This window comes from Rhizobium sp. M10 (assembly GCF_002531955.1).
Taxonomy (GTDB): Bacteria; Pseudomonadota; Alphaproteobacteria; order Rhizobiales; family Rhizobiaceae; genus Rhizobium; species Rhizobium etli_C.
The window spans coordinates 328,987-342,058 of sequence record NZ_NWTA01000005.1 but is presented as its reverse complement, the minus strand read 5'-3'; the positions used below and the strand labels follow the sequence as shown (position 1 = coordinate 342,058).

Sequence of the window (13,072 nt, the reverse complement as noted above, 5' to 3'; positions counted from 1 at the left end):
TGTGTTCGTTTTAAGCGTTTCAGACGGCGGGCGGCCGCAAGATGATCGAGGGCATTGGCAGGATATCGAAACGGAAACCGAAACCGGAAGCGATGATCGGGTCGCCGTCGGCAAGAGCCTGCGCCGCCGCCTGATCCTCGACTTCGACGACCGCCATGCCGAAGGCGCCTTCGCCCTCGAACACGGGACCGACGACGATTGCCGATCCCGCAAAGGCCTGACGATGCCAGTATTCGACATGACGCTTCATCGCCGCCATTTCCTCCGCCGTCCCGTCATGCGGGAAAGTGGGGCGCGGCGGCAGCAGTCTCAGAAAGAAGTAAGCCATCGCGCCCCCCTTGATTTAACCGCCCAAGGCATCCTCGAGGAATGCGGCGAGCTGTGACAGATGCTTCGACATCAGGCCGGTCGCCGGCGAGGCGGCGGCCGGACGGCCGGTATAGCGGACGCGCTGGTACTTCGCATCGATATGGGCAAGCACCCATTCGAGGAAGGGGTCGATGAACGACCATGCGCCCATGTTCTTCGGTTCTTCCTGGCACCACACCATTTCGGCGTTGCGGAAGCGGGACAGCTCGTTGATGAGCGCCTTTGCCGGGAACGGGTAAAGCTGTTCGACGCGCAGCAGGTAGATATCGTCGATACCGCGCTTTTCACGTTCTTCGAGAAGATCGTAATAGACCTTGCCGGAGCACATGACGACGCGGCGGATCTTATTGTCCTTCTGCAGCTTGATCGGGCCGTCCTTGATCACCTCCGCATCGTCCCAGAGCAGGCGATGGAAAGCCGATTCGCCGGCCAGTTCGGCGAGCGTCGAAACCGCCCGCTTGTGGCGCAGCAGCGACTTCGGCGTCATCAGGATCAGCGGCTTGCGGAAGTCGCGCTTCACCTGCCGGCGCAGGATATGGAAGTAGTTCGCCGGCGTCGTGACATTGGCGACCTGCATATTGTCTTCCGCGCAGAGTTGCAGGAAGCGCTCCAGGCGAGCCGAGGAGTGCTCCGGACCCTGGCCTTCATAGCCGTGCGGCAGCAGGCAGACGAGGCCCGACATGCGCAGCCACTTGCGCTCGCCCGACGAGATGAACTGGTCGAAGACCACCTGCGCGCCGTTGGCGAAATCGCCGAACTGCGCTTCCCACAGCGTCAACGCATTCGGGCGAGCGAGCGAGTAGCCGTATTCGAAGCCGAGCACGGCCTCTTCCGACAGCATAGAGTTGATGACTTCGTAGCGGGCCTGCGTCGGCGAAAGATTGGCGAGCGGAATGTAACGTTCCTCGGTCTCCTGATCGTAGAGAACCGAGTGGCGCTGCGAGAAGGTGCCACGCTCGCAATCCTGGCCGGACAGGCGGATCTTGTGGCCTTCGAGGCAGAGCGCGCCGAAGGAGAGCGCTTCGGCCATCGCCCAGTCGATGCCCTCGCCGGTGGCGATCATGTTGGCCCGGTTTTCCATGAAGCGCTGGATCGTGCGGTGCGCATTGAAGCCGGCCGGGATCTCCGACAGCTTGCGGCCGATCTCCTTCAGCGTCTTCATCGGCATCGCCGTCTTGCCGCGGCGCTGCTCGTCGGCATTGTCGGCGGTGCGCAGCCCCGACCACTCGCCGTCCAGCCAGTCGGCCTTGTTCGGCTTGTAGTGTTGGCCGGCCTCGAACTCCTGCTCGAGATGCGCACGCCAGTCGGCCTTCATCTTTTCGACTTCGCCATCCGTGAGCAGGCCTTCGCGAACGAGACGCTCTGCATAAAGCTGCAGCACCGTCTTGTGGGCGCGGATGACCTTGTACATCTTCGGCTGGGTGAAGGACGGCTCATCGCCTTCGTTATGGCCGTAGCGGCGATAGCAGAACATGTCGACCACAACCGGCTTGTGGAACTTCATGCGGAATTCGGTCGCAACCTTGGCGGCGTAGACCACGGCTTCCGGATCGTCGCCATTGACGTGCAGGATCGGCGCCTCGATCATCTTGGCGACATCAGACGGATAGGGCGACGAGCGCGAAAAGGCCGGGTTCGTGGTGAAGCCGATCTGGTTGTTGATGATGACGTGCATGGTGCCGGCGACACGGTGGCCGCGCAGACCGGACAGGCCGAGTATTTCGGCAATGACGCCCTGGCCGGCGAAGGCCGCGTCGCCGTGGATCAGCAGCGGCAGCACCTTGGAGCGTTCGGACAGCGGAATGATGTCGCCTTCCCATACCGTCGCGCTCATGTCCTGCTTGGCACGAGCCTTGCCCATGACGACAGGGTCGACGATTTCGAGATGCGACGGATTTGCCGTCAGCGAGACGTGCACCTTGTTGCCGTCGAATTCGCGGTCGGAGGAAGCGCCCAGATGGTACTTCACGTCGCCGGAACCTTCGACTTCGTCGGGCGCATAGGAACCGCCCTTGAACTCGTGGAAGATGGCGCGATGCGGCTTGCCCATCACCTGGGAGAGCACGTTCAGACGGCCGCGATGGGCCATGCCGAACACCGCTTCCTTGAGGCCGAGATGGCCGCCGCGCTTCAGGATCTGTTCCAGTGCGGGGATCAGCGATTCACCGCCGTCGAGACCGAAGCGCTTGGTGCCCTTGAACTTGACGTCGAGGAACTGCTCGTACCCTTCGGCTTCGATGAGCTTGGCAAGGATCGCCTTCTTGCCTTCGGCCGAGAAGGCCACGCCCTTGTCAGGCCCTTCGATGCGCTCCTGGATCCAGGCCTTCTCCTCCGGATTGGAGATGTGCATGAATTCGACGCCGAGCGTCGAGCAGTAGGTGCGCTCGAGGATCTCGATCATCTCGCGGATGGTCGCGTATTCCAGGCCGAGCACGTTGTCGATGAAGATCTTGCGATCGTAATCCGCTGACGTGAAGCCGTAATTTTCCGGCGACAGCTCATGATAGTCGTCGACGGCAGCGGCGATGCCGAGCGGATCGAGCTTGGCGTGCAGATGGCCACGCATGCGATAGGCGCGGATCATCATGATGGCGCGCACCGAATCGCGGGTCGCCTGCAGCACGTCGGTGGTATCAGTGGGCTTGCCCGCGGCTTCGGCCTTCGCCTTCACCTTGGTTTCGATCGCCTTCTCGACGATGCCCCAATTGCCGTCGAGCGCCGACACCAGATCGCCGCCGGCCGGCAGCGGCCAGTTCTTCTTGCGCCAGGAGGCTCCCTTGGCCGCCTTCTTCACATCAGCAGGATCCTCTTCCAGCGCCTTGAAGAAGGCGCGCCACTGGTCGTCGACCGATGCCGGATCCTCTTCGTAGCGCGCATAGAGCTGCTCGATATAGGCCGCGTTGGCGCCATCCAGAAACGAGGTGATCTGAAACTGCTCGTTGGCTTCTTGCCGTGCCATGGTGATATGCGGACGCTTCCGTCCGCCTCCTGACTTTGATGAATTTGCCGGCTTCGTCACCGGCTGCCGCATTCCGATTGCCGCCTGTCCGCGGCGCATCTGCTGGTCTCGTGCTTGTCATACCGGGCGGAAACGCAGATGCCGTTCTTCCGCCCGGTCTATATGGCTGGCTTAGCCCTTGAGGACTTCCACCAAGGTCTTGCCGAGGCGGGCCGGAGACGGCGAGACGCGAATGCCTGCCGATTCCATCGCCGCGATCTTCGATTCCGCATCGCCCTTGCCGCCGGATACCACGGCGCCGGCATGGCCCATGGTGCGGCCCTTCGGCGCCGTGCGGCCGGCGATGAAGCCGGCCATCGGCTTCTTGCGGCCCTTCTTGGCTTCGTCCTTGAGGAACTGCGCAGCGTCTTCTTCTGCCGAGCCGCCGATTTCACCGATCATGATGATCGACTGGGTGGCTTCGTCGGCGAGGAACATCTCAAGCACGTCGATGAACTCGGTGCCCTTGACCGGGTCGCCGCCGATGCCGACGGCCGTCGTCTGGCCGAGGCCTTCGTTGGAGGTCTGGAACACCGCTTCATAGGTCAGCGTGCCCGAACGGGAGACGATGCCGACCGAACCCTTGCGGAAGATCGAACCCGGCATGATGCCGATCTTGCATTCTTCCGGCGTCATGATGCCCGGGCAGTTGGGGCCGAGTAGGCGCGACTTGGAGCGGTCGAGGCGCGCCTTGACTCGCACCATGTCCATGACGGGAATGCCTTCGGTGATGCAGGTGATGAACGGGATTTCGGCGTCGATCGCCTCGATGATGGCGTCGGCCGCACCGGCCGGCGGAACATAGATGACGGTCGCGTCGGCGCCGGTCTTTTCCTTGCCTTCGGCAACGGTTGCGAAAATCGGCAGGCTTTCGCCCTTTGCGCCGGTCCAGGTTTCGCCGCCCTTCTTCGGGTGGATGCCGCCGACCATCTGCGTGCCGTAATAGGCAAGCGCCTGTTCGGTGTGGAAGGTTCCGGTCTTGCCGGTCAGACCCTGAACGAGGATCTTGGTGTCTTTATTGACGAGAATAGACATTCTTTCCGATCCTTCAAATTAGCCGTTGATCGCCGCGACGATCTTCTTGGCCGCATCGTCCAAGTCGTCAGCCGCCGTGATCGCGAGACCCGACTCGTTCAGGATCTTCTTGCCGAGCTCGACATTGGTGCCTTCAAGGCGCACGACGAGCGGAACCTTGAGGCCGACTTCCTTGACCGCGGCAATAACGCCCTCGGCGATGACATCGCACTTCATGATGCCGCCGAAGATGTTGACGAGAATGCCCTCGACCTTGGGATCGGCAGTGATGATCTTGAAGGCCGCAGCGACCTTCTCCTTGCCGGCGCCGCCGCCGACGTCGCAGAAGTTGGCCGGCTCCTTGCCGTAGAGCTTGATGATGTCCATCGTCGCCATGGCAAGGCCTGCGCCGTTGACCATGCAGCCGATATTGCCGTCGAGCGCGACATAAGCGAGGTCCCACTTGGAGGCCTCGATTTCCTTGGCGTCCTCTTCGGTCTCGTCGCGCAGCGTCCTGACGTCGTCGTGGCGGAAGAGCGCATTGCCGTCGAACGACATCTTGGCGTCGAGAACGCGCAGATGGCCATCCTTCATGACGATCAGCGGATTGACCTCGAGCAGCGCCATATCCTTCTCGTTGAAGGCCTTGTAGAGCGCCGGGAAGAGCGACTTGGCGTCTTCTGCAGCGGCACCCTCGAGCGCCAGCGCCTTGGAGATCGCTGCGACGTCGGCAGCCGTCACGCCGGCTTCCGGATCGATGGCGATCGTCTGAATCTTTTCGGGCGTGTCATGGGCGACAGCTTCGATGTCCATGCCGCCTTCGGTGGAAACGACGAAGGCGACGCGACCAACCGAGCGGTCGACCAGCAGCGAGCAATAAAGCTCGCGAGCGATGTCGGCGCCGTCTTCGATGTAGAGACGGTTGACCTGCTTGCCGGCTTCGCCGGTCTGCGCCGTCACCAGCGTATTGCCGAGCATTTCCTTGGCGTGGGCAACCACTTCGTCGATCGACTTGGCGAGACGCACGCCGCCTTTGGCTTCCGGCGACAGTTCCTTGAACTTGCCCTTGCCGCGGCCACCGGCATGGATCTGGCTCTTGACCACATAGAGCGGGCCGGGAAGCGACTTGGCGGCAGCCTCGGCCTCTTCGACCTTGAGGACAGCCACACCCTCAGCAACCGGTGCGCCATAGCCCTTCAGCAGAGCCTTGGCCTGATATTCATGAATGTTCATGGGTTTATCCCTGTTTCGATGACTTCAGCGCCGATTACTTGAGGGCAGGCGCGATGTTGATGCAGGCTTCGCAAAGACCGGCGACGGCGCCGACGGACTTGTCGAAGGCTTCCTTCTCGGTCTTGTTGAGGTCGATCTCGATGACGCGCTCGACGCCGCCGGCGCCGATGACGGTGGGAACGCCGACATACATGTCCTTGACGCCGTACTGGCCGGTGAGATGGGCAGCGCAGGGCAGAACGCGCTTCTTGTCCTTGAGGTAGGATTCGGCCATCTCGATCGCCGAGGCGGCCGGCGCGTAATAGGCCGAGCCGGTCTTCAGCAGGCCGACGATTTCGGCGCCGCCGTCACGGGTGCGCTGGATGATCTCTTCCAGGCGCTCCTTGGTGACCCAGCCCATGGTGACGAGGTCGGTGAGCGGAATGCCGCCGACCGTCGAATAGCGGGCGAGCGGCACCATCGTGTCGCCGTGGCCGCCGAGAACGAAGGCCGTCACGTCCTGAACGGAGACGTTGAATTCCTTGGCGAGGAAGAGGCGGAAACGCGAAGAGTCGAGAACGCCGGCCATGCCGACAACCTTGTTGGCCGGAAGGCCGGAAAACTTCTGCAGCGCCCAGACCATGGCGTCGAGCGGGTTGGTGATGCAGATGACGAAGGCATTCGGCGCATACTTCTTGATGCCGGCGCCGACCTGCTCCATGACCTTGAGGTTGATGCCGAGAAGATCGTCGCGGCTCATGCCCGGCTTGCGCGGAACGCCGGCAGTGACGATGCAGACGTCAGCGCCTTCGATGGCGGAATAGTCGCTGGCGCCGGTCAGATTGGCGTCGAAGCCTTCGACCGGGGAGGACTGTGCGATATCGAGGCCCTTGCCCTGGGGAATGCCGTCGGCAATGTCGAAGAGGACGATATCGCCCAGTTCCTTCAGGCCGGCGAGATGCGCCAGCGTGCCACCAATCATGCCAGAACCAATGAGTGCGATCTTGTTACGCGCCATTTCGCTGTTTCCTTTGCGATCAAATTCGTCGAACGACGCTGAGGCACCGCTCAATGACGCAATCGCATAGACCCAAAGCCCAAAAATGGCAATCCATTAATTTTGATGTAGCGTTTTCAATCGTTTAGATACTAAAATTCTTACGTAAACGTAAGAATATTTGTCACTTGATTGTTACTCGGCGGCGCGTTTGTCATGGTGCAGCGCAAGATATTCGGCGCTGCGCATTTCGAAGAGACGCGACGCCGTGCGGTCGAATTCGAAGCCTTCGGTGCCCCGGCGGCCGACGAGCAGGCCCTCCGGCATCGCCGCCGCCGATATATAAAGCCGTACGGCGTGATCGTAGAACGTATCGACCAGAATGATGAAGCGCTTGATCTGGTTCCGTTTTTCTGGTCCGAGCAGGGGAACGTGATCGACGAAGACGATATCGAAGCGTTTGGCGATGGCCAGGAAGTCGGCCGCACCGAGCGGCTTCTCGCAAAGATCGGCGAAAGAGAACCGCGCCATGCGGTCGGCGGCGAGCGGCACATGGATGGCGCGCCCCTTCATCGGAATATCGAGCGGCTGCGCCTTGCGCCCATGCAGCGCCTGCGTCCAGGACGCCTCCATCGCCATGTCGTTATGTTCGTTGATCGGTACCAGATAGACCGGCTGGCTGTTCAGCTTCTCCATCCGGTAATCGGTCGGCGAATCCAGGGTGACGACATCGACATGCTGCCTGAGCAACGCGACGAAGGGCAGGAACAGGCCGCGGTTGAGACCGTCCTTGTAGAGATTGTCCGGCTCGACATTCGACGTCGCGACCAGCACGCATCCCCGCGCGAAGAGTTCGGAAAACAGCCGCGACAGGATCATCGCGTCGGCAATGTCGGTGACCGTGAATTCATCGAAGCAGAGCAGTTCTGCTTCCTCGTAAAGGGCTGCGGCCACCGGCGGTATCGGATCGGCCTGCTTCGTCTCGCCATTCTTGAGCTTCAGCCGGTGCGCGGCGATACGATTGTGCACATCCGCCATGAATTCATGGAAATGCGCCCGCCGCTTCTTCCGGCACGGCGCCATCGAGAAGAACATGTCCATCAGCATGGTCTTGCCGCGTCCGACGCTGCCGTGGATATAAAGCCCCTTGATGCCGCCGACGGCTTTCTTCTTCGAGGCGAACAGCCAGCCGAGCGCGCTCGATTTCGCCGCCGGTCGCTGCTGCTTCAGCCCGGCGAGCACCCGATCCAGGCTTTTGGCCACATCCATCTGGGCGGAATCGACCTGCAAAGCACCCGAAAGCGTCAGCGATTTAAGCTGTTCGCAGACGCTGAGCGCATAATCTGGCATTGGCTGCATAAGGGCATGTCCGCCTGTCGGTCATCGGCGGGGCGCCGCCGGATCGTTTACCGCGCCGGTTTGATTACCGCGCCGGTTAATTACCGGCTGAGGCTGATCGGCTGACCGGTATTCGTCTGGCCCTGGAAGCGGTTGTCGGCCGTCTTGTAGACGCTCCCGATCTGGTTGCCCGAACGGTCCTTGAGCAGCACCTGCTTGCCTGCGACTTCCCAGGAGCCCATCGCCGTCAATTCGCCGACGCAGCCGCGCGTGCCGCCGCGCGACCCGCTGCCGAGATTGGTCAACGTCAGGAACATGTCGCAGCTGCCGTTGACGCGCCAGTTTCCGACCATCGATTCCTTCGTGACGTCGAGCGCACTCGCGGCGACCGCGCCCGGCTGGGCACCCGGCATCGGCGATGTCGACGCCGGCGCCGCCGGGAACTGCGAGCTGCCGGTCGGCGGCGGAAGCTGTCCGCCCTGCACGGAGGGAACCGGCTGCGCCGTCAGCGGCGCCGGCGCGGCGCTGGGAGAGTTGGAGCTGTAATCATATGCCGTACGCTGACAACCGGCTAGCGCGAGAGCCACCACCAGACCTGTCATCGCATATCGCAACTGCATCATCATACTCCTGAAATTCGGCTGTCGCCGCAGAGAAACGGGCTTGAGACAAGATCCGATTATCGTAATTCGCTTTGGTTAATCAAGTCGGGCGGCATAAATTGCCCGTGACAACAACTAACCGAAAAACGATACAGTTCAACTGTCCCGCTGCAAAACTTCCTGCACATAGAATTTGTCAGCAAGGTGTTGCGCGCGCTGATCTCTGTCCGGATCCTTGTCGAACTCCCGCAATATCTGCGAATAACGCTCGAACGAACTCTCCAGAAAGGATCGCACCAGCACTGGCGGCTGACCTTCCCCCATTTCGCGCGTCTGTTTCTTGACATGCACGAGATCAAGTATCGCCGTTCGAACATCGGGAGCGATCGAGATCGCCTCGAGGCACTCCAGCATATTCATCGGCGGCAGCGCGCGAAACGAACGCTGCCGCATCCATTCGAGCGCGACGGCCGGGCGCACGGTGTAAAGCAGCTTCTTCAGCTTAATCGCCCCCTCGCCCTGGCTCTGAAAATGCTGCCGCATGAGCCCGACATAATGGGCAGCGACCTTTTCCGGCACCATGATGAGATCAAGCAGCGCACCGAGACGCGAGCGAAAACCCGCTTCCTCTTCATAAGCGATCGGCGATTTCAGCCATTCGACCACCACTGCGTTTCCCTTGAGGGCAAGCAGCAGCGCCTTTCGCAGATCCCAGCCGCCGGTATCGATATCGCCAACGATCGGAAACTCGATGACATCGCGCACCGAAGCAAGCGCGAGATGATGTTCGACGGGACGGATATAGACGAAACGGCAGTCATAATCGCTGTCGGGAGATGGAAACCCCCAGGCGCGGCTGCCGCTTTCGATCGCAAAACCGATACGGATGCCCTGCTCGCGGACCGAGGCGAGCCGTGACCTGATCTCTCTGACGGCTTCTGGATCGAAGCCGTCTATTCCGCCATCGGCATGCACGGCGATCAGACCCGGCGCTCGACCATCATCTTCTTGATTTCGGCGATTGCCTTGGCCGGATTGAGGCCCTTGGGGCAGGTCTGCGCGCAATTCATGATCGTGTGGCAGCGATAAAGGCGGAACGGATCCTCGAGATTGTCGAGGCGTTCGCCGGTCGCCTCGTCTCTGGAATCGATCAGCCAGCGATAGGCCTGCAGCAGGACGGCCGGGCCGAGATAACGGTCGCCGTTCCACCAGTAGCTCGGACAGGAGGTCGAGCAGCAGGCGCAAAGGATGCATTCATAGAGGCCGTCGAGCTTCTGCCGGTCCTCATGGCTCTGCTTCCACTCCTTGGCCGGCGCCGGCGACACCGTCTTCAGCCAGGGCTCGATCGAACGATGCTGGGCGTAGAAGTTAGTGAGATCCGGAACCAGATCCTTGACGACCGGCAAATGCGGCAGCGGATAGATTTTCACCGCGCCCTTGATATCGTCGAGACCCTTGGTGCAGGCCAGCGTGTTCGTGCCGTCGATATTCATCGCGCAGGAGCCGCAGATGCCCTCGCGACAGGACCGACGCAGCGTCAGCGTCGGGTCGATCTTGTTCTTGATGTAGAGCAGGCCGTCGAGCACCATCGGGCCGCAATCGTCGACATCGATGTAAAAGGTGTCGATCGACGGGTTCTGGCCGTCATCCGGGCTCCAGCGGTAGACGCGGAACTCGCGGGTGTTCGTCGCACCCGCCGGCTTCGGCCAGACCTTGCCTTCGCGCATCTGAGAATTCTTGGGGAGAGCGAGTTCAACCATACCAGGTTCCTCTTGAAATCAGTAGACGCGGGCTTTCGGCTCGATCTTGTGCGGATCGATGCCTTCCGCGATCAGGTCGGTGTGAACCGGGCGGTAATCGAGCTTGACGTCGCCTGCCTCGGTGACCCAGGCAAGCGTATGCTTGCGCCAGTTGACGTCGTCGCGGCCGGCGAATGCACCCTCGGTATAATCCTCGCGGGCATGCGAGCCGCGGCTCTCCTTGCGGGCCTCGGCGCCGTAGATCGTCGTGATGGCGTTGGCCATCAGGTTCTGCAGCTCCAGCGTCTCCACCAGATCCGAGTTCCAGACCATCGAGCGGTCGGTGACCTTGATGTCGCGCATTTCCTGCCAGATCGCCGAGATGCGCCGGCAACCGGATTCCAGCGATTCCTGGGTGCGGAAGACGGCGGCGTCTTCCTGCATGGCGCGCTGCATCTTCTCGCGCAGGTTAGCCGTCGGCGTGCCACCGCCGGCGTAGCGCAGACCGTCGAAGCGGTCCATGATCTTATCGCAGGCGGCGACATTGAGATGCGGGATCGGCGCTGCGCGGTCGATGACCTCGCCGGCGCGGATCGCAGCGGCGCGGCCGAAGACCACGAGGTCGATCAGCGAGTTGGAGCCGAGACGGTTGGCGCCGTGCACCGAGGCGCAGCCTGCCTCACCCACCGCCATCAGGCCGGGGATGATCCGCTCCGGATTGGCGCCGTCGGCATTCAGCACTTCGCCCCAATAATTCGTCGGAATACCGCCCATATTGTAGTGGACGGTCGGCAGGACCGGGATCGGCTCGCGCGTGACGTCGACGCCGGCGAAGATCTTGGCGCTCTCGGAAATGCCCGGCAGCCGCTCGTGCAGCACGGCCGGATCGAGATGGTCGAGGTGCAGGAAGATGTGATCCTTGTTCTTGCCGACGCCGCGGCCTTCGCGGATCTCGAGCGTCATGCAGCGTGAAACCACGTCGCGCGAGGCAAGGTCCTTGGCCGACGGCGCGTAACGCTCCATGAAGCGTTCGCCCTCGGAATTGACGAGGTAGCCGCCTTCGCCGCGTGCGCCCTCGGTGATCAGACAGCCCGAACCGTAAATGCCGGTCGGGTGGAACTGCACGAATTCCATGTCCTGCAGCGGCAGACCGGCGCGCGCCACCATACCGCCGCCGTCGCCGGTGCAGGTATGGGCAGAGGTCGCCGAGAAATAGGCGCGGCCGTAGCCGCCGGTCGCCAGCACCACCATCTTGGCGGCGAAGCGATGGATCGTGCCGTCATCGAGGCACCAGGCGACGACGCCGGTGCAGCGGCTGCCGTCTTCCGACATGATCAGGTCGAGCGCGAAATACTCGATGAAGAATTCGGCATTGTGGCGCAGCGACTGGCCGTAGAGCGTGTGCAGGATGGCGTGGCCGGTCCGGTCGGCGACGGCGCAGGTGCGCTGCACCGGCGGGCCTTCGCCGTAATTCTGCATATGACCGCCGAACGGGCGCTGGTAGATCTTGCCTTCCTCGTTGCGCGAGAACGGCACGCCGTAATGTTCGAGCTCATAGACCGCCTTCGGCGCTTCCATGGTCAGATACTGCATGGCGTCGACGTCGCCGAGCCAGTCGGAGCCCTTGACGGTGTCGTAGAGGTGCCATTGCCAGCTGTCGGGGGTCATGTTGCGCAGCGAGGCGGCGATACCGCCCTGTGCCGCAACCGTGTGCGAGCGGGTCGGGAACACCTTGGTGATGCAGGCGGTGCGGAAACCCTGCTCGGCCATGCCGAGCGTGGCGCGCAAGCCGGCGCCGCCGGCGCCGACGACGATCACGTCATAGGAGTGGTCGACATAATTGTAGGCCTTGCCGTTCTGGGCGGGTGAAGTCGGTGCCATATCGAGCTTATCCTACGAATGCGATTTTCAGAATGGCGAAGAGACAGAGGCCGGCAATCACGATCGCAAAGAACGTGTTCAGCATCAGCAGAGCGATCTTGCCGAACTCGCCATGCACGTAATCTTCGATGATGACCTGCATGCCGAGCTTCATATGGATGACGCCCGAGATCACCATCAAGCCCATGACGACGGCAACGAAGGGGTTCGACAGGGCGCGAACCACATCCGCATAGGGGGCGCCGGCATAGGCGATCATGAAGATGACGAAGAACAGGATCAGCGGAATATTGGCGACGGCGGTCAGCCGCTGACGCCAGAAATGGCTGGTGCCTTCCTTGGCGGAGCCGAGCCCGCGAACCTTGCCGAGGGGGGTGCGCATATCCATGAGAGGACCTTCAGAAGCGAATGAGGAAGCCGATCACCCAGACCAGCACGGTCAGACAGAGCGACCCGATGATGTTGGCGATGGCAAGCTTGGTCGAGACTTCCTTCTCGAAGCCGTAACCGAGATCCCACATGAGGTGGCGGAAACCGCCGAGCATGTGGTGCAGCAATGCCCAGGTGTAGCCGAGCAGCACGAGCTTGCCGAGAAGGCTGCCGAGCACCCAGTTGGCCCAGTCGTAGGAACTCTGGCCGCTTGCCGCCGCGATCAGCCACCAGGCGACGAGCAGCGTGCCGACATAGAGCGCCCCACCGGTAATGCGGTGGACGATGGACATGACCATGGTGGGAATAAGTTTGTAGACTTGCAAATGCGGCGACAAGGGCCGGTTATTTGTCACGTTCGCCATCAGAACCTCGCGGCGGCTTCTCTGCGCTCCCGGATTTCGGAGCATGCTCAGTCAACCACACGAATGACAAAATTCTCTGTGTGCGTTGCATCAATTGCGACGTTTACTCACCGGAAAGCCCGACGACA

Annotated in this window: 12 protein-coding genes; all 12 read right to left on the bottom strand. The window is 61.8% G+C overall.

Annotated elements, in window-relative coordinates:
* Nucleotides 1-19: 19 nt before the first annotated feature.
* Entirely contained in the window at nucleotides 20-328 is a 309-nt protein-coding gene (locus CO671_RS11205; protein ID WP_010028355.1) for a YciI family protein, read from the bottom strand.
* 15 nt (nucleotides 329-343) lie between these two features.
* Nucleotides 344-3,328: a 2-oxoglutarate dehydrogenase E1 component gene (locus CO671_RS11200; RefSeq protein WP_097606007.1), complete on the bottom strand. Its 2,985-nt coding sequence runs from the start codon at nucleotides 3,326-3,328 to the stop codon at nucleotides 344-346.
* Between the two features lie 171 nt (nucleotides 3,329-3,499).
* On the bottom strand, nucleotides 3,500-4,402 hold the full coding sequence (gene sucD / locus CO671_RS11195; protein ID WP_010028330.1) for a succinate--CoA ligase subunit alpha: 903 nt from the start codon (nucleotides 4,400-4,402) through the stop codon (nucleotides 3,500-3,502).
* An 18-nt stretch (nucleotides 4,403-4,420) separates the two neighbouring features.
* Nucleotides 4,421-5,614, bottom strand: coding sequence for an ADP-forming succinate--CoA ligase subunit beta (gene sucC / locus CO671_RS11190; RefSeq protein WP_077992130.1), 1,194 nt, complete (start codon nucleotides 5,612-5,614; stop codon nucleotides 4,421-4,423).
* A 34-nt stretch (nucleotides 5,615-5,648) separates the two neighbouring features.
* Nucleotides 5,649-6,611: a malate dehydrogenase gene (gene mdh, locus CO671_RS11185; protein WP_010034465.1), complete on the bottom strand. Its 963-nt coding sequence runs from the start codon at nucleotides 6,609-6,611 to the stop codon at nucleotides 5,649-5,651.
* A gap of 174 nt (nucleotides 6,612-6,785) precedes the next feature.
* Complete coding sequence (gene zapE, locus CO671_RS11180; protein WP_097605952.1) at nucleotides 6,786-7,949, bottom strand: cell division protein ZapE; 1,164 nt, start codon at nucleotides 7,947-7,949, stop codon at nucleotides 6,786-6,788.
* A gap of 80 nt (nucleotides 7,950-8,029) precedes the next feature.
* Complete coding sequence (locus tag CO671_RS11175) at nucleotides 8,030-8,548, bottom strand: protease inhibitor Inh/omp19 family protein (protein ID WP_097605951.1); 519 nt, start codon at nucleotides 8,546-8,548, stop codon at nucleotides 8,030-8,032.
* 138 nt (nucleotides 8,549-8,686) lie between these two features.
* Complete coding sequence (locus tag CO671_RS11170; RefSeq protein ID WP_010034454.1) at nucleotides 8,687-9,505, bottom strand: nucleotidyltransferase domain-containing protein; 819 nt, start codon at nucleotides 9,503-9,505, stop codon at nucleotides 8,687-8,689.
* 5 nt (nucleotides 9,506-9,510) lie between these two features.
* A complete protein-coding gene (locus CO671_RS11165) occupies nucleotides 9,511-10,290 on the bottom strand; it encodes a succinate dehydrogenase iron-sulfur subunit (protein ID WP_088677571.1) in 780 nt (259 codons plus the stop codon).
* An 18-nt stretch (nucleotides 10,291-10,308) separates the two neighbouring features.
* Entirely contained in the window at nucleotides 10,309-12,150 is a 1,842-nt protein-coding gene (gene sdhA, locus CO671_RS11160) for a succinate dehydrogenase flavoprotein subunit (protein ID WP_097605950.1), read from the bottom strand.
* A gap of 7 nt (nucleotides 12,151-12,157) precedes the next feature.
* Nucleotides 12,158-12,538 carry a succinate dehydrogenase, hydrophobic membrane anchor protein gene (sdhD, locus tag CO671_RS11155; protein ID WP_010028649.1) on the bottom strand — a complete coding sequence of 127 codons (381 nt, stop codon included), beginning with the start codon at nucleotides 12,536-12,538 and terminating at the stop codon, nucleotides 12,158-12,160.
* Nucleotides 12,539-12,548: 10 nt separating this feature from the next.
* Nucleotides 12,549-12,944 carry a succinate dehydrogenase, cytochrome b556 subunit gene (gene sdhC, locus CO671_RS11150; protein WP_097605949.1) on the bottom strand — a complete coding sequence of 132 codons (396 nt, stop codon included), beginning with the start codon at nucleotides 12,942-12,944 and terminating at the stop codon, nucleotides 12,549-12,551.
* Nucleotides 12,945-13,072: the final 128 nt, after the last annotated feature.

Coding starts and splice junctions, on each gene's coding strand:
- CO671_RS11205 (WP_010028355.1), bottom strand. CDS start 328: ATGGCTTACTTCTTTCTGAGACTGCTGCCGCCGCGCCCCACTTTCCCG.
- CO671_RS11200 (WP_097606007.1), bottom strand. CDS start 3,328: ATGGCACGGCAAGAAGCCAACGAGCAGTTTCAGATCACCTCGTTTCTG.
- sucD (WP_010028330.1), bottom strand. CDS start 4,402: ATGTCTATTCTCGTCAATAAAGACACCAAGATCCTCGTTCAGGGTCTG.
- sucC (WP_077992130.1), bottom strand. CDS start 5,614: ATGAACATTCATGAATATCAGGCCAAGGCTCTGCTGAAGGGCTATGGC.
- mdh (WP_010034465.1), bottom strand. CDS start 6,611: ATGGCGCGTAACAAGATCGCACTCATTGGTTCTGGCATGATTGGTGGC.
- zapE (WP_097605952.1), bottom strand. CDS start 7,949: ATGCAGCCAATGCCAGATTATGCGCTCAGCGTCTGCGAACAGCTTAAA.
- CO671_RS11175 (WP_097605951.1), bottom strand. CDS start 8,548: ATGCAGTTGCGATATGCGATGACAGGTCTGGTGGTGGCTCTCGCGCTA.
- CO671_RS11165 (WP_088677571.1), bottom strand. CDS start 10,290: ATGGTTGAACTCGCTCTCCCCAAGAATTCTCAGATGCGCGAAGGCAAG.
- sdhA (WP_097605950.1), bottom strand. CDS start 12,150: ATGGCACCGACTTCACCCGCCCAGAACGGCAAGGCCTACAATTATGTC.
- sdhD (WP_010028649.1), bottom strand. CDS start 12,538: ATGGATATGCGCACCCCCCTCGGCAAGGTTCGCGGGCTCGGCTCCGCC.
- sdhC (WP_097605949.1), bottom strand. CDS start 12,944: ATGGCGAACGTGACAAATAACCGGCCCTTGTCGCCGCATTTGCAAGTC.